Below are 22,300 nucleotides of genomic sequence, written 5' to 3' on the forward strand. Positions count from 1 at the left end.
ACTGTTGTCTTTTGCAAGTCCTACATATCAAGAAGCTCTCATTGCATTCCATTCCATGACACTTCCAGTTCATAATCACTCCCCGGTTGTGTTTCTATATCATATTCATAAGTACGATACAGTAACGGTAGTTGAGGTTTTAAATCTTTTGAGACTAAAGGTTCCTGTATTTCGGCAGGAGCATATAATGGATTCGGGCACTCGCCATGAGCTTTCTTTAAATTCTTACCTTTCAGCGGGACATATGAACGGATACGCAAAACTCCGCCGATGCGTGAATGAATGTGGGCATGAACAAGTTGTGAGCCTTTCCATTCCATATCCACCACAAAACCGCCACGTGCCACTAATCCTTTTACGCTTCCCTCATTCCATGAATCGGGAAGTGCTGGTAGCAGTTGTACCGCACCATCATGGCTTTGCAACAACATTTCCGCCACTCCGGCAGTATAGCCGAAGTTGCCGTCAATTTGAAAAGGAGGGTGAGCGTCGAACAGGTTTGGATAGGTTCTTCCTTCGGGATACTCTTTGGATGAGGCATCGTTAGGTAAAAGGCTCAACATATTTTTGATAATGGTGTAAGCGTGATTGCCATCCAGCATACGCGCCCAAAAGTTTATCTTCCAGCCGATACTCCATCCGGTGGCCATGTCTCCGCGTTGTTGTAACGTGTTCCGGGCAGCTTGAAACAGTAAGGGGTGTTGATTAGGTGAAATTTGGTTACTGGGATAAAGTCCGTACAAATGGGATATGTGCCGATGCTCATCTTTCGGGTCGTCTATATCATCTAACCATTCCTGCACTTGGTTATGCCGTCCAATTTGCATAGGTGGAAGTTTACGTAACATCTGTTTCAACGAATCTTGAAAAACAGTTGGCTCTCCGAGAATCTGTGCGGCGAGCCATGTATTCCTCAACGCATCGGCTGCAATTTGGTTGTCCATTGTACATCCGGCAGTAATGGGACCATGTTCAGGAGATACCGAGGGAGCGGTGACCATCCATCCGGTTTCGGGGTGTTCCACTAAAAAATCCAGATAGAAGCGGGCGGTTCCACGCAAAATGGGATAATATTTTTTCAAGAACTGACGGTCGCCTGTAAACAAATAGTGCTGCCAGATGTGCTGGGCCAACCATGCACCGCCATTAGGCCACATACCGGCCGCTGCAAAATCTACGGCACCGGCTATCCTCCACAAATCGGTATTGTGATGTGTCATCCATCCTTGGCATCCATACATGGTACGAGCCGTTTCAGCTCCTGTCACCGCCAAATCTTTCAGCATACTGAACAGTGGCGAGTGACATTCACTCAAATTGGTGACTTCGGCAGGCCAGTAGTTCATTTCCGTGTTGATATTGATGGTATATTTACTATCCCACGGAGCATGCGTGCTGTGGTTCCATATCCCTTGTAAGTTGGCCGGTTGTCCACCGGGCTGTGAGGAGGAAATCAACAGGTAACGTCCGAATTGGAAAAGTAAAGCCGCCATAGCTTGATCCTTTCCGTTCTTGAAATCCCGGATGCGCACAGGAGTTTCCAATTCTGATTGGGCTGAAGCTGGCAACGAAAGGGATACACGGTTGAATTGCTTGCGATAAGCCATAATATGATTTTCCAATGCTTCATTATAAGGTATGCGCAGAGCACGTTTCAGATATTCTGCCGCCCGTTTGGAAGCATTGCCGCTGATAGTCTTGTAATCTACGAAATTCGTTGCAGCGGATATATACAAGGTTGCCTCTGTAGCTCTGGTTACTTCCAACATTTTGTTTGATGTTATTACCACACCATCCGTCTTTACCTGCACCTGACACTCGGCTTTCAGTGCAGCCTGTACTCCTTCCTGTTCCTGTCCTTCGCACCGTAAAACCAGTTTGCCACCTTTCGTGGTTGGCTGAGATACCAAAGGTGCGGTATGTGAAACAGAGAAAGTGAGTGCCCCTGCACGAGAAGCTTGCATATGTAAGATAATGACATTGTCTGTAAAAGAAGTAAAGGCTGTACGCGTATAAGTCACGCTGTCCACTTTATAACGGATGGTTGCCGTGGCATTTTCCAGATTAAGATCTCGATAAAAATCGGTGGCTTTCTCATGTCCTTGAAAATCTAAATAAAGACTACCCAATGTCAAATAACTCATGCCATGCCATGGAGTGAAGAAGTGCTCGTCAATCAGGCGTTGCGCCTCGCGATTCTTCTTCTCAAAAATCAATCTTCTGACTTGCGGAAGCACCTCCAATGCCTTGGAATTGTTGTTATGGTAGGGTGATCCGGCCCAGAAAGTTTCCTCATTCAATTGCAATTCCTCGCGGGCGATTCCGCCGAACACCATCGCTCCCAAGCGTGAATTGCCCAAAGGTAAAGCTTCGGTCCAGTTATTTGCCGGACGACTGTACCATAGTTTTAGTTCTTGAGCTCTGATAGAAATAGTGGCAATGCATAGCATTATTAATAAAGTTCCTTTTTTCATATTTACAATTTGTTATCTACAAGATATACATTCTATTTTACATTATTGATCATGAATATATATCAAAATTTGTATTATAACAATATAAATTCGATATTATTCTTTTTGTTTTGGTATAAACAAAAGTAGGATGAAAACATAAATCTTCTCATCCTACTTGTTTTTACCTACAAAACAATTATTCTTTAATCGTTTTACAAGTATGGATAGTTAAAAATACTACTTACCTTCAATAAGTCTGTTTAATAATCGATCCATGTAGAGGTCTGTTCCAGAGTGCCGTTATTCTTCCTTAACTCGTCATTCGAAACAGGTATCATGTACATTCTTTCTGTGAACTTACCCTTCTTGTCATACAGCTTCACCGGTTCATATCTCTTTCTGCCGGTGTTAGTATCCAGATATATATCCATACCATAGATATCTCTGTTTTCAGTCTCCATCGCAATCTTCCAACGACGCACATCGAAAATTCTATGAGACTCGAAAGCAAATTCTACACGGCGCTCATTATAAAGACGCTGTCTCAGATCCTCTCCTGTCACAGTAGAAGAAATACCCGGCATGTTAACACGGCTACGCACCTTATTCATATACTCTCTGCAAGCATCTTCATTACCCAATTCGAACATAGCTTCCGCATAATTCAAATAGATTTCAGCAAGACGGAAGTATGGCCATGGAATGACACATTTAATCTCCCAACCAATAGCCTGATCAGCTTCTGGCATAAACTTACGGAGCACATAGTTTGTACGTGGGTTATCTCCACTTTGCTTATAAGAGTCATATCCCCAGGTCTGTTGATCTTCGGCAATCCACATTTCATGAGTAACATCACGATAAACGGCACCGTCATGAATTACAGTAGCATCCATACGTGGATCGCGGTCAGCGTAAGGATTCTGAGGATCATAGCCGGACTCCTCATTAAGCACCTTCTCGCCGTTCACCCATTTGAATGCAGGCAGACCGGTTGACTGCATATCATAATCATCCACCAAGTTTTGTGAAGGACCATTGCTTGCGAACCATCCTCCATAGCCTCCCCAGCGGCGTCCCAAATTATCCATAGGAGCATCGTGTCCATTGGTAGAGGTAAAGTTACGACCCCAAATCCACTCTTTGTTCAATATTCCGGAAGTCAATCTGAAGCTTTCGCCATAATCAGGATACAACTCATAGGTATTACCGGCCTTATCCATGAATTCTTTTGCAGCGTCAGCTGCTTTCTGCCACTTGGCCTTATCATTGCTTGGATTGAACAGTGGAGATGCCATATAGAGATAAGTACGTGACAGCAATGCACGACATACGTCCTGGGTAGCCCTACCAAAATTGGCGTTGTCGGTGTAATAAGTTTGAGGAAGAGCCGGAATGGCTTCATTAATCAGTCTCTCGATTTCGGTTACACACTCATCAAGGGTGTTACGAGTGAACGTAACGGAAGAGGCATCCTCAAGACTGTAACATTCATTGATAATAGGCACTCCGCCATAGCGGGTAATCAATTGGAAATAAATCCATGCCTTCAAAAATTTTGCTTCTGCTACCAGACAATCCTTATTACCCATATTGAGGGTAGTATTATTCATTTTTTCAATGAACAGATTAATCTTTCGGATATACTGGTATCCTGTATTCCAATAATCCAAAGAACCGATATTATCAGGAGTCATTTCACCACACTGGTACATACTTGGTCCCCAGTTGATGGAAGGATAGGTTTCATCTGTTCCTTTGGACAGCCAATCATTCCAACTTCTGAAACCGTTCTGTACACAATTGTACAATTCTACCTGATATGCTGATACCAGATTGGCGTCTGTCCAAACTGCCGCATCTGTAATTTTGTCAGATGGGGTGATGTCCAAAATATCAGAACAAGACGAAAATAATGCAATAGCAGAAATTATTAAATACTTTTTCATTTTATTCTATTTTAAAATTTAACGTTTAAACCGAAGTTTATTACACGCTGCTGAGGATAGTTCAAGCTGCCGTCACTAATTTCTGGGTCAATATGCTTGATCTCTTTAGCCCATGTCAACAGGTTAAATCCACTGACATACACTCTCAAATCTGTTAATCCAATCTTTGAGATCCATATTTTCGGAAGTGTATATCCCAATTCAGCAGACTTCAAACGAATGAATGTAGCATCCTGCAAGTAGAATGTTGACTTTCCTGGCTGGTAGCCGTCTGAACGTGGCATGGTTCCATTGGGATTGTCAACAGTCCAACGGTTCTTTGCACGCTCAGCGTATGCATTGTCGTAAGATGCATTACCGAGAATTTCAAAACGGTCATCGTAATTGTAAGCACCCGCTTGTCCCTGGAAGAAAAGGCTAAGATCAAGATTCTTATACTGGAAATTTGTAGTTAGTCCAAAAACCGTACGAGGCGTGTTTGTATATCCGAATCGGTACTGGTCATCAGAATCAATCTTACCGTCTTTATTCAAATCGACGATCTTGATATCTCCGACTTGTGTTCCAGCAGCATGAGGATAGTTGTCAAGTTCTTCCTGAGTATGGAAAATGCCATCTGCCTTATAAAAGAGATCGGCACCGATTGGACGTCCGGTCTGGTTTCTGTACTCGAACGTGTTAGGTGTCTCATCCATATAGATGATCTTGCTCTTTGCATAAGCGATGTTTCCAATAATCTCATAGAAGAAATCTTTGTTCACACGGTTTCTATGGCTGAGTTCGAGCTCAAAGCCTCTGTTGCGGGTCTTACCGATATTTTCATTTGGTAATCCAGTGAAGCCCAGTGTTCCGGGAATGGAGAGGTTTCGTGATGCCAAAATACTTGAACGGTTTTCCTGGAACAAGGTAAGGTTGAAACCAATCAGTCCATTCTTAAATCCACCTTCAAAACCTAAATCATATTTGGTACTTACTTCCCATGTAATATCAGAATTGGGCATGACTCCTGCCTGGATACCACTTGTATCTGTTGTGCCGAATACGTAATTTCCGCCAATGGAATATGTCTGCAAATGCTGATAGGCGTCAACACTGTCATAGCCTGTCTGTCCTGCAGAGAAACGCAGTTTAAGTTGGTCAATATCTGGGAACAAGTTTTTCATGAATGGTTCTTCTGAAATTCGCCATCCAAATGAGGCAGCTGGGAAGAAGCCGTATCGCTTACCTTCTGGGAATTTATGGGAACCGTCATAACGGAAGATGAATTCTGCCATATATTTTGAACGGTAATCATAATTGAGACGTCCGAAGTAGTTGTTACGTCCGTCTCTTCCTGAATTACCTCCATTATCCTTATCTTCTGCTGCAGAACTGCCACGATCAATATCCGGCAATAAAGATGTCAAGAAGTTCTTTCTATAAGCTTTCATCCAGTTAGAAGTGCCCTGTTGCTGCTCTATACCCAACATTGCGCTAATATTATGGTTTTCCTTGATGGTCGTCTCGTACACCAAACGAGTATTCCACATCAAAGTAGTCCATTTCCAGCTCTCGTCCTGTACCTGAATGACTGAAGAATTAGAGCCTGTACCCTTTTTCTCCTCATATTCTCCGGTATTAACATTATATTCATGATAAGTATATGGGGTTCTCACATTTTTCTGGAACTGGTTGTTAAAGTCATAATTAAAAGAACCTTCAACTTTCAATCCCTTTATATACGGTATTTTTAAAGTAGCTGTAAACGAAGAACTTACAGGGGTATTATTCATTTTCTGATAACCTCTTCTATCCAGCAGAAGTGGATTCTCTGTCAAACGTCCTGGCCCAATGAGGCCATTGGGATAACGGGCAACAAGAGTAGGACTGGCATGGACGATATTCCAGAAATTGTCGCTTTGGTATGTAGGAGTAGTCATCCTGTCACGTATCATGGCACTGATGTTGGCACCAATAGTCAGATAATCATTCATCTCAACAGATATATTGGCACGTACAGTGTGCTGCCTATAATCAATAGGATTGTGGTGATAGCCTGACCCTTGTTTCAGAAATCTGTATGAGAGCAGATAACTAACCTTATCTGTACCTCCCGTTACTTGCATACTTGTAACGTATTGCATAGAATGGCTCTTCATTGTTTCATCCAACCAATTGGTGTTTGGATACAATACAGGGTCTGAGCCATCTCTATATTTCTGAATGGCTTCGTCAGAGTAGTAAGGTGTATAACCTGACTCGGGACGGCCCAAACGATACCAATAACCCTCGTTGAATGCTTCAGCATATTCAGCTGAGTTCAATACTTTGGGCTTAACGGTAGGTGCGGAGAGCGCTACATTTTGAGAGAAACTGAACTGTGGCTTTCCCTTTGTTCCCTTTTTTGTGGTAATCAAGATTACACCATTGGCAGCACGTGCTCCATAAATGGCGGCTGACGCATCCTTCAAGACAGTGTAGCTCTCAATATCATCCGGATTCAGTCGGGTCATGTTGCCACGCTCCATACCATCAATAATAACCAATGGACCATTATCGCTGGCGAAAGAGGCACGTCCACGAATCTTCATTGAAGGATCATCATCACCAGGCTGTCCTGAACGCTGGTTCACTATAAGACCTGGAAGCTTACCGGCCAAAGAACTCCCCAAGTTAACTGACGGGCTTTTGGCAATCTCTGCTCCAGCAACATTGGCAATCGAACCGGTCAGTGTCGCTTTCTTTTGACTTCCATATCCGACAACAACAACTTCTTCCAAAGCTTCTGCATCTTCTTTTAAAATAATTTCAATGGTTGTTTGTTTATTTAGCTTAACAGTTTGAGTTTGATAACCTATATATGATATAACCAATTCCCCATTCTTTGGAACTGTAAGAGTAAAGTTTCCATCTATATCGGTTATAATTCCATTGGTAGTTCCTGCAATTAGTACATTAGCACCAATTATAGGTTCGCCCATTGTGTCTTTCACACTTCCTTTGATAGAAAGACTTTGTGCAATTATCCACGTTGGAAATAAGCACAACAATAATGTAAGGCTAAGCAGCCTCAGATTAATTGAGTTTCTCATGTTATTAATAATTAATTGTTAAAATGTTATTATTAGAATAATTATTCTTTTGCTTAGGCAACTTCCGCTCAGGAAGTAGTTTTATTCAATAGTCACTTATTTTATATCTTCTTTAATGTGGCTATTTTTTAGTTGCATACATACCGATTGTTGTTCCGGTAAATCCTCCGGCTACGGCAGTGGAAAGGTAGGATGCATCCACATTCTTACAAAGTAACTTCCAATCTTCGGCTTCGGTCGAATAATAAAAATCATATTGGGTACCTGTCGAGATAACTTTCAGGTTCATCGTCTTCACCTCCTCGCTTATAGGCCGGCTGGCTAATGTTTTTGTCTCAGTTTCATCGACCTTTCGCAGAGAAACACATTTGTCGGTTCCGTCTCTACTTACAGCCAGAAAATATTGATGTTTTTCATCTTTGAATAATAGTAGTCCAGCTGCCTCCGTATCACTTGGATTGAACAACATACGCGTGGTACATTCAAATTTGTGATGTTGCATGCGGTGGCATATAAAAGCCGGGGTCTTCTTTTCCGTAGCACTTATATCGGCACATTTTAATGTCAGATATCCCGGAGTCTCGTCCAATGAATATAAATCAGTGGCTGGAGCTCGTAAAGTCAGCCAGTTCATTTCCAACGCTGTATCATCGAAGTCATCTTTTACTTCAAAGTTACCAAAGGTCACGGTGCTGTCCCGTTCCACTCCCTCACGATAGGCAATCATAGGAATCAGGTCTTCACCCTGTGTCATATAGGGGAAACCGTCTTCGCTCCACCTGACCGGCATAAGGAAAGTTTCACGCCCCAGATTTTCAAATTTGTTGTTGACAGGGCGGCAAGCCAAGAAGACCGCCCACCAATCTCCTTCCTTTGCCTGGATCAAATCGGCATGTCCAGCACAAGTGATAGGATTAGGACGTTCCGGATGCAGATGTCTTTGAGTCAGAATTGGATTATTCTTCCAAGGAGTGAATTTGCCCATGGGGGAATCACTTCGGAAAATCACTTCAGAATGCCAACCTTCGGTTCCCCCCTCGGCAGCCATTAAAAAATATTTCCCATTGATTTTATATAGATGTGGACCTTCAATCCAAATCGGCTTATCTTCGGGACGGGCACCTTTATTTATTAAAACCTTACGCGGACCTATAGTCCTATCTGTGTTTACATCGAATTCCTGTATACGAATAGTTCGATGACCGCTATATTCAGGTTTGTTATCCGGAGCATCGTCATTATTAACAATGTATGCTTTACCGTTTTCATCAAAGAAGAAAGAAGGATCAATTCCTATAATAGTCGGAAGCATTATCGGCTCAGACCATTCACCGAATGGGTTTTGAGTCTTCACAAAGAAATTACCTGCACCAACATTGGTGGTTATCATATAATAGGTCTTATTCTTCGGATTATAGCTGATAGCAGGAGCAAAAATTCCACCACTGATTCCCTGACCTTCCAGTTTTACCAATTGTGACGGACGGTTCAATACGTGACCTATTTGTCTCCAATTTACTAAATCTCTACTATGAAAAATAGGAACTCCCGGAAAATAAGAGAAAGTGGAAGTTACCAAGAAATAATCCCCCTCACCATTAGTACAGACACTCGGATCGGAATACCATCCTGGTAAAATCGGATTGTAGAAACATTTCTTATCCGACAGAGGATTTGATACATAGAAGTCATCTTCACCTTTGTAGTTGAAATTGTCGAAGAGAGCTACAGATTTCCCGATAAGGGGAAGATCTTGGTTCTTTTTCATGGGATTACACGAAGTTGATACGCCTACCATAATATATATGGAGAATAGTATGGTTAACCATCGTTTAAAAATTAGATTCTTCTTCATTACATTTCATTTATAAGTTAGATTTCTAAGTCTAAGCCGCAATAAAGGAAAGTGTTTTTCATTTATGTGTCTCTCCTATTAGAACAGGGCCTTTATCATTGCAAATTTAAGATTCAGTTTATTTTCCATGTCACAATCATGTTACGAACATCTTTAAGAATGTTACAAACTTATTTTCTAACGTTACACAAATCTTTAGATAAGATACATTGAGAGAGAAAAGTACTATCCACAAGGTGAAATAGGACCTCTTTTTCTACCATTCAGTACTATTACTTGACGGTTCTATTGTCATGATACATCCTGCAGCATCACAGTTCCGGCAACGGCTCCTTCAAGCCCGAATATATCCGTATAGAATTTAGTCTGGTAAATCATCATCATCTGGAAGATCAGATTTGCCGCCCCCAAGCTGTAACCGATTTTCTCGGTTATTGAAACTTTTTGATTCTGTGTGTTCATGGATATTAATTTAAAAGTTTTTTTAAACAAAAGCAATTCCGGTCACCCTATGAACCGGAATGCTTTTCTACCTATTGAAAACGACCTTTCCCTCTGTCATGATGCAAAGGTAGACCATGAAAATGAAATCTTAGAAGAATCACGCTACATGTATCTTTATCAGTGATACATCTTTCCAAAGCATCGCTACATTTTTCTTTATCCATGCTACATTGTGCCGTCAGGAGTGCTGTATTCATTAATTTGTTGTTGATACATCGGTTTGAACAATAATTGAATATTGCCCTATAGGCCTGTCATCTCTTTGAGCACGTCCATTAGGAAACACCATAACCATAGGCAAGGCTTTTCGCCGTGCAATGAGAGTATCCAGTATCAGATGGGGAGCACCCTAAGTGTATCATTCCTTTTTATCCCCCCGATGCCGTGTAGCAAGTACAGTACCAGATATTTTTTCTGACCATCGTAACCGGGAGGGGTATAAACCAATGCTCTGCGGTTAGTTCATACCGTATTCGAAACATACGTAATGGTATCTATTTTTCCATAAGGAATTTCCTATGCAAAAAACGCACCGACACAAATAAGGAGAATTCCCAAACTAATCAAAATAGTCTTTTTCTTCATTTCCCGTCTTTAGTGTAATGAAAGAAGTCAATATCCACATATCCACCAAGTTCTTTCGTGGCGTAATTAAAGAGGGCAAACTTAGTACCCATAAACAGTTTCATATAATCAAATCTCATTTTGAAATCCGTTCCTATTTTCTTCCATGCTTTGTTGTCAAAACTATAATAAAAAGTAGCGATATCTTGTCCCAAACGGAAATCACCGTCAATACGGAGATAAATCCGGTTCTGCTTCAATTCCACCCGCTCCTTTTCAGACTTCTCTACTCCCAGTATTGCTTTATCGGAATTACGCAAATCCACGATATTAGTGTTCATCGTAAGATATTTTTTGTTTCCATCAGCTATGACCGATAAAAGCCCTGAATGTCCGTTGAAAGCACTGAAACCGGCTACATCGCCTTCTTTCATATGAGAGGTGTCCAATACGATGACACCGCTACACTTGGGACCCTCCATACGCTGAGTCAGCGTATTGGGTGCAGCATAAAGATTATCTACTATACGGTTTGTTTTCAAACGTAAATATCCGGGGCGTTCACTCAAAGACCAGGCATCATTTACCGGATTATGGTTCCACTGCCAGTTCATCTTCATCTCTTTATCAGAAAAATCATCACTAACCACCAATGGAACAGGCGGACAGCCTTGAATGGGTTTCTCCATTATCTTCGGTACGCATCCCTTTTTATCTCCTAACATCGGCCAACCATTTTCCCAGCGGCAAGGCATTAAAGTAAGCACACGTCCCACTCCGCCACGGTCTTGAAAAATCACCCCGTACCAGTTTCCTTTGGCATCATCTACAATAGTGCCTTGTCCCACATACGGGAAACCATTGAAAGCGTCATCCAATATAACACGTTTCTCATACGGTCCGGTAATCTTATCGGCCCGATAGCATACTTGTCTGCGATGCCCTTCCTTTGGCCAGGAAATCATCAACAGATAATATTTTCCATTATGCTTGATAGCCCGGCTGCCTTCCAACAGGCCGGTTTCTTCCGCATCTTTCTGAAAAATATGCATATCCACACCGCCCTCCTTAACGCCAGACAAATCAGCTTTCAACTCCCTCAATTGCCCAGTTCCATAAAAAATATAAACCCGACCATCATCGTCAAAAAAGAGAGAAGCATCATGAAAATGGGGAATACGTGATACCAACTGCCATTTTCCTGCAGGATCGGAAGTTGAATAAACATACCCTTTGTAAGGTTTGTCGTTCGGTGAAAAATAGGCATAGTACTTCCCGTTATGATAACGGATGGAAGTTGCCCATTGTCCCCTACCGTATACCGTTCCGTTTTTCAAATCATAATTGGAAGTATCTGTTAACTTGTCAAATAAATAACTGACCAGTTCCCAGTTCACCAGATCCTTTGAACGCATCACGGGAGCACCCGGCATCAGGTGCATGGTGGTACTCATCAGGTAAAAAATATCCCCTACGCGGATAACATCCGGATCAGGAACATCTGCCCAAAGGACAGGATTAGTAAATACAGTTGCCGTATCTACCGATACCGATTGCTGCGGATTAGTGGCCCCATACCCCCAAGTGGCGGACAGAAGCAACAATGAAATAATTGTCTTTCTCATAATCATCTTTCTTTTTTTAATAAACGAATATAAAATATCCCGCCAGTAGCGGTGTTTAATTTGCTACGAAAGGTGACGGTAATGAATGCCTTGCCGTCTGTCATGATTGAAGGAATGGCATACTCCTCATTCACAAACTCTTTCCGATTCCATTTTCCCGTTGCGTTTCTTTCTAATAGCAGTTGGTCGTCAACCAGGATATCAGAAGAGTGTTTCTCTGTTTCATTTCCCCAATAACATACCATCAATGACAGGTTCTGTCCACCACATTGGTTTGCTGCATTATAACTATTCCCTTTTCTTTCCACTTCAATTCTGATGCTATAAACAGGTTGACAAACAGTGAATCATGAACATGGGTATAAATAAATTCTCCATATTTCCCATGATTCTCCATACCTGTTCCAACGCAACACCACATAGCACTGTTGGGTGATGAGTAGACACGATAATGGGCGGGGCGCACAGGTGTGAAGTAAACATAACCTCCATACTCCGGGTGTTGGGTGGATAATATGTGATTATACAAAGCGCGTTCATAAAAATCCGCATATTTTGCTGATGGATTCATGCGAAATAAATTTTCTGTCAGTTTCAACATATTATTCATATTGCATGATTCCTGTCCTTCCCGGTCTTCCACATAACTTTTACAATCATCTGCCGGAGCGAAATGTTCCCGACGACTATTGGCTCCCAACGATAAAGAACGATGATTGACCACCCTGTCCCAAAAGAAATCGGCAGCATTCGCATATTGTTTGTCTTTATCAACTTTCGCAATCCGGGCGTAGCCCACAACTTTAGGCACTTGCGTATTGGCATGTTTGTTATCCAAGTTATCCACATGTACAACCATACTATTAAAAAGCCATTTATGAGAAAAACGTTTGGCCGCATCCAAATATTTTTTCTCTTTTGTCATCCGATAAGCATCTGCATAAATTTCATCCATTCCTCCAAACTCATTGGCAAGCATTTGTTCCATCTGTTCTTCATTGAGAGGAGCGATGACGGTTACCCCCCCAATCACACAAATCAAGGAACATTTTCCGCGCTTCTTCATTTCCTCCATATAGCCACGCATCCCTTAATCCGGCATACATTTTATGTAGATTATACCAAGAAACCCATACTTTCCATACAACTCCGGCATTTCCTTTTTTTATTTCAGCCCAAATTTTCTTCCCGCCCGGAACATCCCCCACATATCCATCACCATTTTGCAACTGACAGCGTTTCAGTTCGGCAATCATGTAGTCCATTTTTTCCTTGCAGGCTTTGTCACCTGTTACAGCATAATGAATAACCAAAGCGGCCAGATAGTGTCCGCCTACATATCCGTCTAACCCAATCCAATTTTCAAAGCTCTCCGCTTTGGGGATCAATCCGGCTTCTTTTAGATAAGGAGCCAACAAGTGATCTGTATCATATTGAAGAAGAACTTTTATATTCAATGTACAATCATGCTTGAAAGAACCATCCAACGGTTTGACATCACATAGAGGGAAAGTGTTGCTGTACAACTTATCTTGAGCATTCACACTTGCGACGGCTAGTAGCGTAAATAAGATTAAGATAATTCTGTAATTCATGGCATTTTCTCTTTTCTTTGTCGCAAAGATACCCCACAGGCAGCAAATTCTAATAAAAACATGAAACACATATCTTTAGCTATAGTACACACTATAAACATAGCGTTACATTTCTCTTTGTCTATGTTGCGCAAGATATAAAAGTCTAACACGTAACCCTCTTAAATAATCTTGCAACCTATTAATGCAAAAAGTTTTAAAGCCATTCTCTACTTTTGTCCTGTCGAAATTGATCAGAGTCTTAAGAACAATAAATAATGGACAATAAAAAGATGAATGAAAAACATTTAATGAATCGTGCAGCAAACAATATCCGTATTCTTGCTGCCTCAATGGTAGAGAAAGCCAATTCCGGACACCCGGGCGGAGCCATGGGGGGTGTTGATTTTATGAACGCGCTCTTCTCTGAGTTTTTAGTATATGATCCTGAAAATCCCTATTGGGAAGGTCGTGACCGTTTCTTCCTTGATCCGGGTCACATGTCGCCGATGTTGTACTCCACATTGGCACTGACTGGCAAGTTTACCATAGAAGAACTGGCACAGTTCCGCCAGTAGGGAAGCCCGACTCCAGGGCATCCCGAAGTGAACATCATGCGTGGTATTGAAAATATTTCCGGCCCGCTGGGACAGGGACATACCCTTACAGTAGGCGCTGCCATCGCTGCCAAATTCCTAAAAGCCCGCTTGGGTGATGCTATGAACCAGACGATTTATGTTTATATTTCTAGGAAGAAATATCTCAGGGAATGGACTAAAGCTAATCCTGGACTGGCAGCCAAACTGAAACTGTGGTTCTCGGCCAAGACTCCGAAAGTAAACTGGGACGCTATTGGCCTTGATTATTATGTAAACGAAAGCCGAACTTCGTAGCAATAAAAATCCGGTTTCTTTTTTCACTTACCATCTTCGAAAGCAGTTCCTCATTGGCTTCATTACCATACACATCAGCCGTATCCCAAAAGTTTATACCCAATTCCAAGGCACGATGCAGCGTTGCGATACTCTCTTTTTCGTCCGCCACTCCATACGCAGCACTCATTCCCATACAACCCAGTCCGATAGCGGAAAGTCGTACATCTATTTTACCTAATTTTCTGTACTTCATAATTTTAATATTTCATTTCGGTGTAAAGTTAGGTGTTAGCGTACGGACAGATAAGCACTATTCAAATCATCCTTTGTACAAATCAAATATTTACCTTCCCCCTAACTTCAATTGGCGACTTACCTGTATGTTTACGAAAGAACTTAGTAAAGTAGGAAACAGACTCAAAGCCCAGTCCAAATGCCATGAAATAGAGAGATTGCTATGTTGCAGATATTGAACAGCTTCTTTGATGATTCTTTCTGCAATAAGTACTGAGGTCGTTTTTCCTGTCGTTTCTTTAATAACCTTATTCAGATGGTTCACATACACAGACAACCGATTAGCATAATCAGTCGACGTACGCAGAACTAATGCAGCACGGGGATAATCTATCGGAAATTGCCTTTCCAGTAACTCCATAAACAATTCTGCAATACGCTGTGAAGCATTCGGATGCGATTCATACTGATTAGCATCCTGCATCCTCATGGCCGTATGTATCAGTAAATGAAGATAACAACGCAACACATCAAGTGTACCTGCGTAACCGGATTGTATCTCTTCCTGCATCTGAGCATATATATTTTGTACTTTCATCAGTTGAGATTCATCCAGGAAGAAGACTTTATCACCCGTCAGTTTAAATAAAGGTGTATTCGCCAAAGAGCCGTTCTTCTCTTCGGATTGCACAAACTGCTCATTAAAAATGCAGAACATACCCCTCTGCTCTTCACTGACAGACTCCCAAGCATAAGGCACAAGAGGATTGGAAAACAGCAGCGCCGGACGATCTACCAGAATCCATTTATCAGCATAATATAATTTCCCAACACCCATGATTAAAGTTACTTTATAGAAATCCCGATAGCTGAATTGCACAGTACCGAAATTGCACTGGCGGGAAAAGATATTGAAATATTCTTTCCCTTTAGAATAAGTTGCATCCAGTTTCGGATCGCAACGTTGTATTCTCTTGTAGAATTGAGGAATTGTTTCAACCATTATCCAAGTCTCACTAAATGATACACTGTCCCCCTATTCGACTTCTTACAAGGAATATCCAATTTCTTCAGCGAACGGCCGAAGTGCCCTATTTTGCTGACCGACAGTTTATCGCGGGTTTTCTGCTGTAGATAATTGAATATCTCCATTGCGGTCAGCCATTCCCCTTCCCGTTCTTCTTCCGTCACCCGGAAATAGCAGTGGAAAAGCTGTTCGAGCGGACTGACCTGTTCAAAATCCCGGTTGGTCTCTTTCAGGATAGCTTCGTCCTCATCATTCAACCAGTAGCGCTCACCTTTATAAATGGCATCCATGGCCTGAGCATACAATTGCTTGTAGTTGATGGTGACATTCGTATCAATAGGTGCAGTCACTTCGATACAGATAAAACGGCGGCTACCGCTGGGATCGGTAAGCAGGTCCATCTGATTACTGGTACCGATAAACGAGGCATAACGGCGCACTTCCTGGATGGTAGCACCGTAAGGTTTCCGCAAATTTGCCACAGGTTTCTGCAAAAGATGTTTCAGAAAGCCCTGCTGATTAGAGCTAATCTGATCAAACTCATCCAAGTTCACCAACAGAAAACGCCCCAGATAACGCTCCGCATCCTGTTTGCTCTTAAAATCAAGACTATCCGTATATCCGAAACGCAGTTCAGGCGGCAAAATAATGCGACAATAGGTAGATTTACGATACCCCTGTGCCCCAACCAGCAATGGCGACGTACTGTTTCCATGTTGGCGGTCGAGCCCACGCCAGTGAGCCACCATACTGAGAAACCAGCGATAAAACAACTCCCGCCAATGCGGATTATTGCATGGCACAAGATTGGCAAGCGCCCGGATGCGGTCTTTTCCGTCCCAACGCCCCACACTGCAAAGGTATTCTTCAACAGGATTGTACAAAGACACATACTCTGATGTCAGATAACGCTCCACGTCACGGTCCCAGGCACGAATCCCCTCTTTCAGGGCATTAATCGCCACCGTATTGCGTACCCTCCGATCCACCGGTCTGAAATAGAAATGAATGGAATCCCGCTGACGGTATTCCAGATCATTCAACACCGTGTTGTAACGAAACTCATAGCGCCGTTCCATAAACTCTTCCAGACGCAAAGCGGTATCCTGCTCCGGAGTCAAAATAGTTTTAGAGCCAAAGCCCTTAGACTCTTGGTAAATATTATGAACCATGGCACGTACTGTTTGCTCCTCCGCCTGTGCATAATAATGAATAATCGTCTGCCTCACAACTTCCTCTTCCGGTATGCCCGCCTTGTAGCAATACTCCGCAAGGCGGACAAGCAACGGTTGAAGGTCATCTCCCCGTCGCCAGTTCTCCATATCCCGGAGCGCCTTATCGAGGGCGGTTTCAAAAAGCATGGTGAAGGTCTGCGATGTTTCAAAACCCGGTTCCAGCCTCAGCAACGGATTTTTCTCAGCCAACTGCCGTTGCCGGAAGGTCTGTTCTCCGGGCATGGAGAATGGCTGTTCCAGACAGAAAGGTACCGCATGAGGATTGTATCCGGGATGTTCATCGAGCGTCATCCGGCAGCTTTGCATCAGTGAAGGCTCTTTCAAGGCAATGGGAAACGGGAACAACGGCTGATAGCAACTCACCGCCAAGCGATAGGCATGGGCATGAAACAGCGCAGCTTCCTGTTCGCGCTTCGGTAAGTTTCCATCCGGTAAGGCGAAACACACCCAGATCTTCACACTCCTTCCGCTGGAACCGCAAAAAGCGGCAAACGTCTGAGGAAGCAGCATCGCCTGACGTTTCACCAGTTCAGCTTCCGCCAGTCCAGCCAGCTTCTTCACTTCAAGCTGAACCAGACCATTGTATTGTTTCATCCTTCGCCCTCCGTCTTTAGTGCGGGCATACTCCACGGCAGGATAGACACGCGGAAGTTTGTCAATATGAACGAATGTAGAGCCACTACTTTCCAACTGAGGTATGACAGTTCGTAACCCCGTTACATACCCGTCTCTGGTTTCCGTTTTCATCTTCTCCATCAATACATCGGCATCATAAACGGTCATCATTTCCCTGCCTGTATCTTTGTCATGTCTTATTGAAGTGATTTTCATATCATTACTTGCTTTGAATTTTATTTATATAGTATAATTCCTTTAAATAGTTACAAAGATACCATTCCTAAAAGCGAAAGTCAAGTATTTAAGTATATTATTCTATATTTATCTCAAAAAAGTTCAGCCCATTCATTTCAAAGTAAAAGCTTCAATAATAATTGAAAAAAGACAGGGAATCACTTGACTTTGCCCTGCTTGTTTTGTATCTTTGTAGTAAGTCTTATTGAGTGTTAACCTTGGTCAACAGGCTCATTAATGAAGGTCAACAGGCCGAGTAACCAAGGTTAACAGGCTCGTTGACCAAGGTTAATATCCAATCGTTCCTAAGGGTGAGCGGGATGTTCCTTAGGAGGAAACAGAATAGTCCCTAATGTAAAACAAATTAACACCTTATAATTAAAACAAGCAACTATGGCAATCTTATTTGAATGGTACGAAAACCCGGTGGCTCCCAACCAGCCACAAGAAGAAACGAAACTTCATGCACGCATCACGCTGAATGGAAAAACAGGAACCGACCGATTGCGACGCAAAATCCAAGAACGTTGTTCACTGACGGAAACGGATGTGTCCGCCGTGCTCGACGCCCTGTCTCATGCAATGGGTGAAGAACTGGCGGAGGGCAGACAGGTACATCTGGATGGTATCGGTTACTTCCACCCTACCCTGACCTGCACGGAAGAAATAAAAGAAGATACAAAACGGAAGAATACGAAAGTAAGGCTGAAAGGCATCAAATTCCGGGCGGATCAGGATCTGAGGAGTGAAATCGGAAATGTGAAACTGAAGAATATAAAACACAATGGACACTCCAACAAATTATCGGACGAAGAAATAGACAGCCGACTAACCATCTACTTCAGTCAGCACCACATGATGACAAGAAGTGACTTCCAAAGGGTATGCGGCATGATGAAATCGACTGCAATGGGGCATATCCGCCGTTTACGCGGGGAAGGAAAGCTAAAAAACATCGGATTACAGAACCAACCGATATATGCGCCAAATGTGGGGTATTACGGTATAACAGAAGAAGTTATGATGTAAAAATGTAAAAATCCGGCGTGAGAGTAAGCGGTTTACCCTCACGCTGGATTTTTACTCTCACCCACACTTAATATTCTAATTATCAATAAGATATTTCAGCAGTGAGGGTAGTGAGAGTAACCTGAACCAACTTTTTATTGAATCTCTGAGCAATCATTAAATTATTGTTAATTACCCTTTCATACATCGAACCATGTTTCAAAGATTATGTTGTTACAAATGAACAGCAACCTTAATTATGAATTTAAAATAATGAATTATGAAGAAGAAAATTAAATTTTTAAAGAAAGAATCGCTGTTACGTTAATGAACGGGATTCGAGAAAGAGTAGATTATATGATTAAACTAACTTTAAACTTAACAAAGATCAAAGCAAACAAGAAATCTGCAACCTAACCCTCCCGCTTTATTCCTGAAAAGAGCAAACAAATAAACTACTTCAGGGCATGTTATATTTTATTGTATCAACTATTAATGCATTTCAATTATGAAAAAATCAATTATTTTATCAGCATTTGTTTTAGCAGCATTGACTGCAAATGCCCAGACTACCGTACAAGGCAGCAAATTCACAGACAATTGGTCTATAGAACTAAAAACCGGTATTATAACTCCTGTAAGCCACAGCGCTTTCTTCAAGAATGCCCGCCCGGCTTTGGGAATTGAGCTTACCAAGCAACTTACCCCCGTTTTCGGACTGGGAGTTCAAGGTATGGGATATATAAACACCTCGAACAGTAAGACAGCTTTTGATGCCTCAGACCTTAGTTTATTGGGTAAGGTTAACCTGATGAACCTGTTCGCAGGCTATACAGGTACTCCGCGCATATTCGAAGTAGAGGCCGTAGCCGGTGCGGGATGGCTGCACTACTACATGGACGGCCCTGGAGATGTGAACTCCTGGTCCAGCCGCTTCGGAATGAATTTCAACTTCAATCTCGGAGAAGCTAAAGCCTGGACGATAGGAGTCAAACCAGCATTGGTATATGATATGCAAGGCGACTACAACCGTAGCCGATTCAATGTGAACAATGCCGCCTTTGAACTAACGGCAGGTGTAGCTTACCACTTTGGTGGTAGCAACGGAAGCCATCACTTTACCTTGGCTAAACTCTATGATCCGGCTGAAATAAGCGACCTTAACAATTCTATCAATAATCTTCGCTCACAAGTGAATGAGAAAAATGGTCAGATCAATGTCGACGCACAGAAGATCAGCGCATTGCAACAAGAAGTCAACAATTTACAGAACCGGGTAGTTCCTGTTGAAACAATAGTGGAAACCAGCCGTATTCCGGAATCCATCGTAACTTTCAGACAAGGTAAATCTACAGTCGATGCCTCTCAGTTGCCAAATGTGGAACGTGTAGCTTCTTACATGAAGAAACACGCAAACACAACAGTGGTGATTAAGGGATACGCTTCACCGGAAGGTAGTGCCGAAGTCAATGCAAGAATAGCTAAAGCACGTGCCGAAGCCGTAAAGACAATCTTGGTCAATAAGTATAAAATCAACCCGTCACGTATTACTGCCGAAGGTCAGGGAGTGGGTGACATGTTCACAGAACCAGACTGGAACCGGGTTAGTATCTGCTCTATTATTGAAGATGCCAAATAAACAAAATTTAAATCCCCCTCGCCACAGATAGTTGTAGCGAGGGGGATTTTTAGTTTATGAGAGTTCCGACACACCCTCATTTCTTATTCTATTATTTAAAGTACCCTACAGGATGATTCAACATAGGAATCTGACTATCTTTCAGTTTCAATACTTTCTTCAACTGAGTGGCATCCATCGAACCTCGTGGCACTGTAGCCAATTTAGCATTAGCACAGAATAAAGAGATATTCTGCGAAACGATACCAACATCTATAGCTCCAACCGCCTGATTTTGTGGTTTCTGAGCATCGCCAAAGAGAGAAACATCACTGACCAGTACCAAAGATACCGGAGCCGCTTTTACAAAAGTCTGACCACCTGCAACAGCATCGCGGTGATCTCCTTCAGAAACCAGATTTAACTGATGATTTTTCGCATCGTACACATAGCTCCCTTCGGGTAATATCACGTATACATCTACATCCTGCTTATTCAAAGCCGATGGAGCTGTCCGCTTTCCAGACTCCGAACGATTGATTCCGTTAGCAGCCCACAATAAATCCGACAAGTCAGCAAGGCTCAATGCTTTCGAAGCATATTCACGTGTAGACTGACGTTCAGACAATGCTTTCATTACCGTACCGGCACGATTCAAATTGGGCTTTGGTAACTTAATTACCTTATCAGCAGCAGAAGCAGCCACTGAAAGCACTAAACAAACTAACAATAGTTGTACTTTTCTCATAACTGTGGTATTTTAAAAGTTAAGAGGCAAATATACGAAAAAGAATGGTATTGATTCAATCCTCCATTACAAACTTCAACGTATAGACTTAGCGATTTCTTCCATATGTGTATCATCCGTTCCGCAACAGCCGCCAAATATCCTAAAATCATATTCTGATTTCAATTTCATCATACCTTCAGCCAAGTCGGCAGGAGAAGAAGATTGCAGATCAGCGGAACCGTCCAGTTCACTATAAGACAATGCGGAAGTGTTGGCCTGAATGCCAATGAACCGCGTCCGGACAGTATCGGTTTGGTTAAAGTTGTGCGCAAGAGCTTCATAGACGATGCAGGGATGTACACAGTTTGTCATATAGCACACCGGTTTGCGAGATACATTATCGTCGATAAAGCGGATAGCATAGTCGATGGTATGCCCATCAATAAGTTTCCCGTCTTTTTGGATGGTAAAACTAATGATATAGGGGATTCCGGTATCGGACATAGCCCTCGCCATACCCGTTGCCTCAGCCAACACAGGCATAATTCCTGCATACAAGAAATCTGCTTTCGCAAGTTTAAATAGTTGCGCCTGCCAATGATGAAAGTCGCGAGCTTCCTCAATGTTCAGAGCACCGGCGCCTGTATAAGCATCTCCTTTACACCCCATCAGACCGCCAATATACATTTCAATATTTGATGTCTCCTTTATCTTACGGAGGAACCTGACATTATCCTCAATAATAGCCTCATCATATCCGGCCTGAATAACTTGCTGCTTATTAGCCCGTCTGGTTGGAGTGGTAGCCAAGAACGGTAGATTGTATTTTTCAGCAATCTCCATATAGCCCCGCCAAAGAGTTTCCAATGCCACCCGCCCCTGTTGACTATAAATCAAATCAGCCATAGCTACACTGCCATTGATGGTGAGACCATACTCACGCTTCAATCGTTCTCCCAATGCCCCCTCCATCAGAACTGAAGAATGAGAGGCTATGCAAGTTTCAAAATCCATACAAGTCGGTTTTATATATTACTCGCAGGTATGTGATACCTGTTGCCGCAAAGTTACAGAATCTTTCCCGGCTTTAAGAATACGGATCAAATGATTTCCGGTAAAAACA

At 42.4% G+C, this 22,300-nt stretch carries 13 protein-coding genes and 4 pseudogenes; 3 read left to right on the top strand and 14 right to left on the bottom strand.

Annotated elements, in window-relative coordinates:
* Positions 1-38: 38 nt before the first annotated feature.
* The 9 genes and pseudogenes from DWW10_RS17090 to DWW10_RS26610 form a co-directional block, all read right to left on the bottom strand.
* Complete coding sequence (locus tag DWW10_RS17090; protein ID WP_118421967.1) at positions 39-2,474, bottom strand: glycoside hydrolase family 95 protein; 2,436 nt, start codon at positions 2,472-2,474, stop codon at positions 39-41.
* A 242-nt stretch (positions 2,475-2,716) separates the two neighbouring features.
* Entirely contained in the window at positions 2,717-4,405 is a 1,689-nt protein-coding gene (locus tag DWW10_RS17095; protein ID WP_118421968.1) for a RagB/SusD family nutrient uptake outer membrane protein, read from the bottom strand.
* A gap of 11 nt (positions 4,406-4,416) precedes the next feature.
* Positions 4,417-7,476, bottom strand: a complete 3,060-nt coding sequence (locus tag DWW10_RS17100; RefSeq protein WP_118421969.1) for a SusC/RagA family TonB-linked outer membrane protein — start codon at positions 7,474-7,476, stop codon at positions 4,417-4,419.
* Between the two features lie 121 nt (positions 7,477-7,597).
* Entirely contained in the window at positions 7,598-9,274 is a 1,677-nt protein-coding gene (locus tag DWW10_RS17105; RefSeq protein ID WP_409012373.1) for a glycoside hydrolase family 43 protein, read from the bottom strand.
* A 363-nt stretch (positions 9,275-9,637) separates the two neighbouring features.
* Positions 9,638-9,793, bottom strand: a pseudogene (locus tag DWW10_RS17110) (MFS transporter); the annotation flags it as partial.
* 623 nt (positions 9,794-10,416) lie between these two features.
* Positions 10,417-12,030 (bottom strand): glycoside hydrolase family 43 protein, encoded by a 1,614-nt coding sequence (locus DWW10_RS17115; RefSeq protein WP_409012372.1) that lies wholly within the window; start codon positions 12,028-12,030, stop codon positions 10,417-10,419.
* Complete coding sequence (locus DWW10_RS17120; RefSeq protein WP_118421971.1) at positions 12,027-12,269, bottom strand: DUF6805 domain-containing protein; 243 nt, start codon at positions 12,267-12,269, stop codon at positions 12,027-12,029. Before DWW10_RS17120 ends, DWW10_RS17115 begins: the two co-directional genes overlap by 4 nt.
* Positions 12,269-13,099, bottom strand: coding sequence for a beta-L-arabinofuranosidase domain-containing protein (locus tag DWW10_RS26605; protein WP_310592499.1), 831 nt, complete (start codon positions 13,097-13,099; stop codon positions 12,269-12,271). The genes DWW10_RS17120 and DWW10_RS26605 overlap by 1 nt, the downstream gene beginning before the upstream one ends.
* The gene (locus tag DWW10_RS26610) at positions 13,020-13,619 is read right to left on the bottom strand and encodes a beta-L-arabinofuranosidase domain-containing protein (protein WP_310592500.1); all 600 of its coding nucleotides are present in this window, start codon (positions 13,617-13,619) and stop codon (positions 13,020-13,022) included. Before DWW10_RS26610 ends, DWW10_RS26605 begins: the two co-directional genes overlap by 80 nt.
* A gap of 272 nt (positions 13,620-13,891) precedes the next feature.
* On the opposite strand from DWW10_RS26610, the pseudogene DWW10_RS17130 reads away from it, so the two are divergent.
* Positions 13,892-14,410 (top strand): annotated as a pseudogene (locus DWW10_RS17130) (transketolase); the annotation flags it as partial.
* 43 nt (positions 14,411-14,453) lie between these two features.
* Here the strand turns inward: DWW10_RS17130 and DWW10_RS17135 are convergent.
* The 3 genes and pseudogenes from DWW10_RS17135 to DWW10_RS17145 all read right to left on the bottom strand — a co-directional run.
* Positions 14,454-14,726 (bottom strand): annotated as a pseudogene (locus DWW10_RS17135) (aldo/keto reductase); the annotation flags it as partial.
* A gap of 82 nt (positions 14,727-14,808) precedes the next feature.
* Positions 14,809-15,710: pseudogene (locus DWW10_RS17140) on the bottom strand (helix-turn-helix domain-containing protein).
* Entirely contained in the window at positions 15,710-17,800 is a 2,091-nt protein-coding gene (locus tag DWW10_RS17145; RefSeq protein ID WP_118421972.1) for a BT4734/BF3469 family protein, read from the bottom strand. Before DWW10_RS17145 ends, DWW10_RS17140 begins: the two are co-directional and overlap by 1 nt.
* Before the next feature lie 414 nt (positions 17,801-18,214).
* Between DWW10_RS17145 and DWW10_RS17150 the strand changes: the two genes are divergently transcribed.
* Together DWW10_RS17150 and DWW10_RS17155 are read left to right on the top strand one after the other, a co-directional pair.
* A complete protein-coding gene (locus DWW10_RS17150; protein ID WP_022391736.1) occupies positions 18,215-18,850 on the top strand; it encodes an HU family DNA-binding protein in 636 nt (211 codons plus the stop codon).
* A 487-nt stretch (positions 18,851-19,337) separates the two neighbouring features.
* Entirely contained in the window at positions 19,338-20,468 is a 1,131-nt protein-coding gene (locus DWW10_RS17155) for an OmpA family protein (protein ID WP_118421973.1), read from the top strand.
* Positions 20,469-20,559: 91 nt separating this feature from the next.
* Here DWW10_RS17155 and DWW10_RS17160 read toward each other — a convergent pair whose 3' ends face one another.
* Positions 20,560-21,195 (bottom strand): SagB/ThcOx family dehydrogenase, encoded by a 636-nt coding sequence (locus tag DWW10_RS17160; protein WP_182021446.1) that lies wholly within the window; start codon positions 21,193-21,195, stop codon positions 20,560-20,562.
* A gap of 75 nt (positions 21,196-21,270) precedes the next feature.
* Positions 21,271-22,191 carry a homocysteine S-methyltransferase family protein gene (locus DWW10_RS17165; RefSeq protein ID WP_182021448.1) on the bottom strand — a complete coding sequence of 307 codons (921 nt, stop codon included), beginning with the start codon at positions 22,189-22,191 and terminating at the stop codon, positions 21,271-21,273.
* Between the last annotated feature and the right edge of the window lie 109 nt (positions 22,192-22,300).

Origin of the sequence: Bacteroides intestinalis (assembly GCF_003464595.1) — a bacterium.
Classification (GTDB): Bacteria; Bacteroidota; Bacteroidia; order Bacteroidales; family Bacteroidaceae; genus Bacteroides; species Bacteroides intestinalis_A.

Bases quoted from the DNA above. Each gene is read 5' to 3' on its own strand.
- DWW10_RS17145 (WP_118421972.1), bottom strand. From the start codon at position 17,800: ATGAAAATCACTTCAATAAGACATGACAAAGATACAGGCAGGGAAATG.
- DWW10_RS26605 (WP_310592499.1), bottom strand. From the start codon at position 13,099: ATGGAGGAAATGAAGAAGCGCGGAAAATGTTCCTTGATTTGTGTGATT.
- DWW10_RS17090 (WP_118421967.1), bottom strand. From the start codon at position 2,474: ATGAAAAAAGGAACTTTATTAATAATGCTATGCATTGCCACTATTTCT.
- DWW10_RS17165 (WP_182021448.1), bottom strand. From the start codon at position 22,191: ATGGATTTTGAAACTTGCATAGCCTCTCATTCTTCAGTTCTGATGGAG.
- DWW10_RS17150 (WP_022391736.1), top strand. From the start codon at position 18,215: ATGGCAATCTTATTTGAATGGTACGAAAACCCGGTGGCTCCCAACCAG.
- DWW10_RS17100 (WP_118421969.1), bottom strand. From the start codon at position 7,476: ATGAGAAACTCAATTAATCTGAGGCTGCTTAGCCTTACATTATTGTTG.
- DWW10_RS26610 (WP_310592500.1), bottom strand. From the start codon at position 13,619: ATGAATTACAGAATTATCTTAATCTTATTTACGCTACTAGCCGTCGCA.
- DWW10_RS17105 (WP_409012373.1), bottom strand. From the start codon at position 9,274: ATGGTAGGCGTATCAACTTCGTGTAATCCCATGAAAAAGAACCAAGAT.
- DWW10_RS17095 (WP_118421968.1), bottom strand. From the start codon at position 4,405: ATGAAAAAGTATTTAATAATTTCTGCTATTGCATTATTTTCGTCTTGT.
- DWW10_RS17120 (WP_118421971.1), bottom strand. From the start codon at position 12,269: ATGGTATGTTATTGGGGAAATGAAACAGAGAAACACTCTTCTGATATC.
- DWW10_RS17115 (WP_409012372.1), bottom strand. From the start codon at position 12,030: ATGATTATGAGAAAGACAATTATTTCATTGTTGCTTCTGTCCGCCACT.
- DWW10_RS17160 (WP_182021446.1), bottom strand. From the start codon at position 21,195: ATGAGAAAAGTACAACTATTGTTAGTTTGTTTAGTGCTTTCAGTGGCT.
- DWW10_RS17155 (WP_118421973.1), top strand. From the start codon at position 19,338: ATGAAAAAATCAATTATTTTATCAGCATTTGTTTTAGCAGCATTGACT.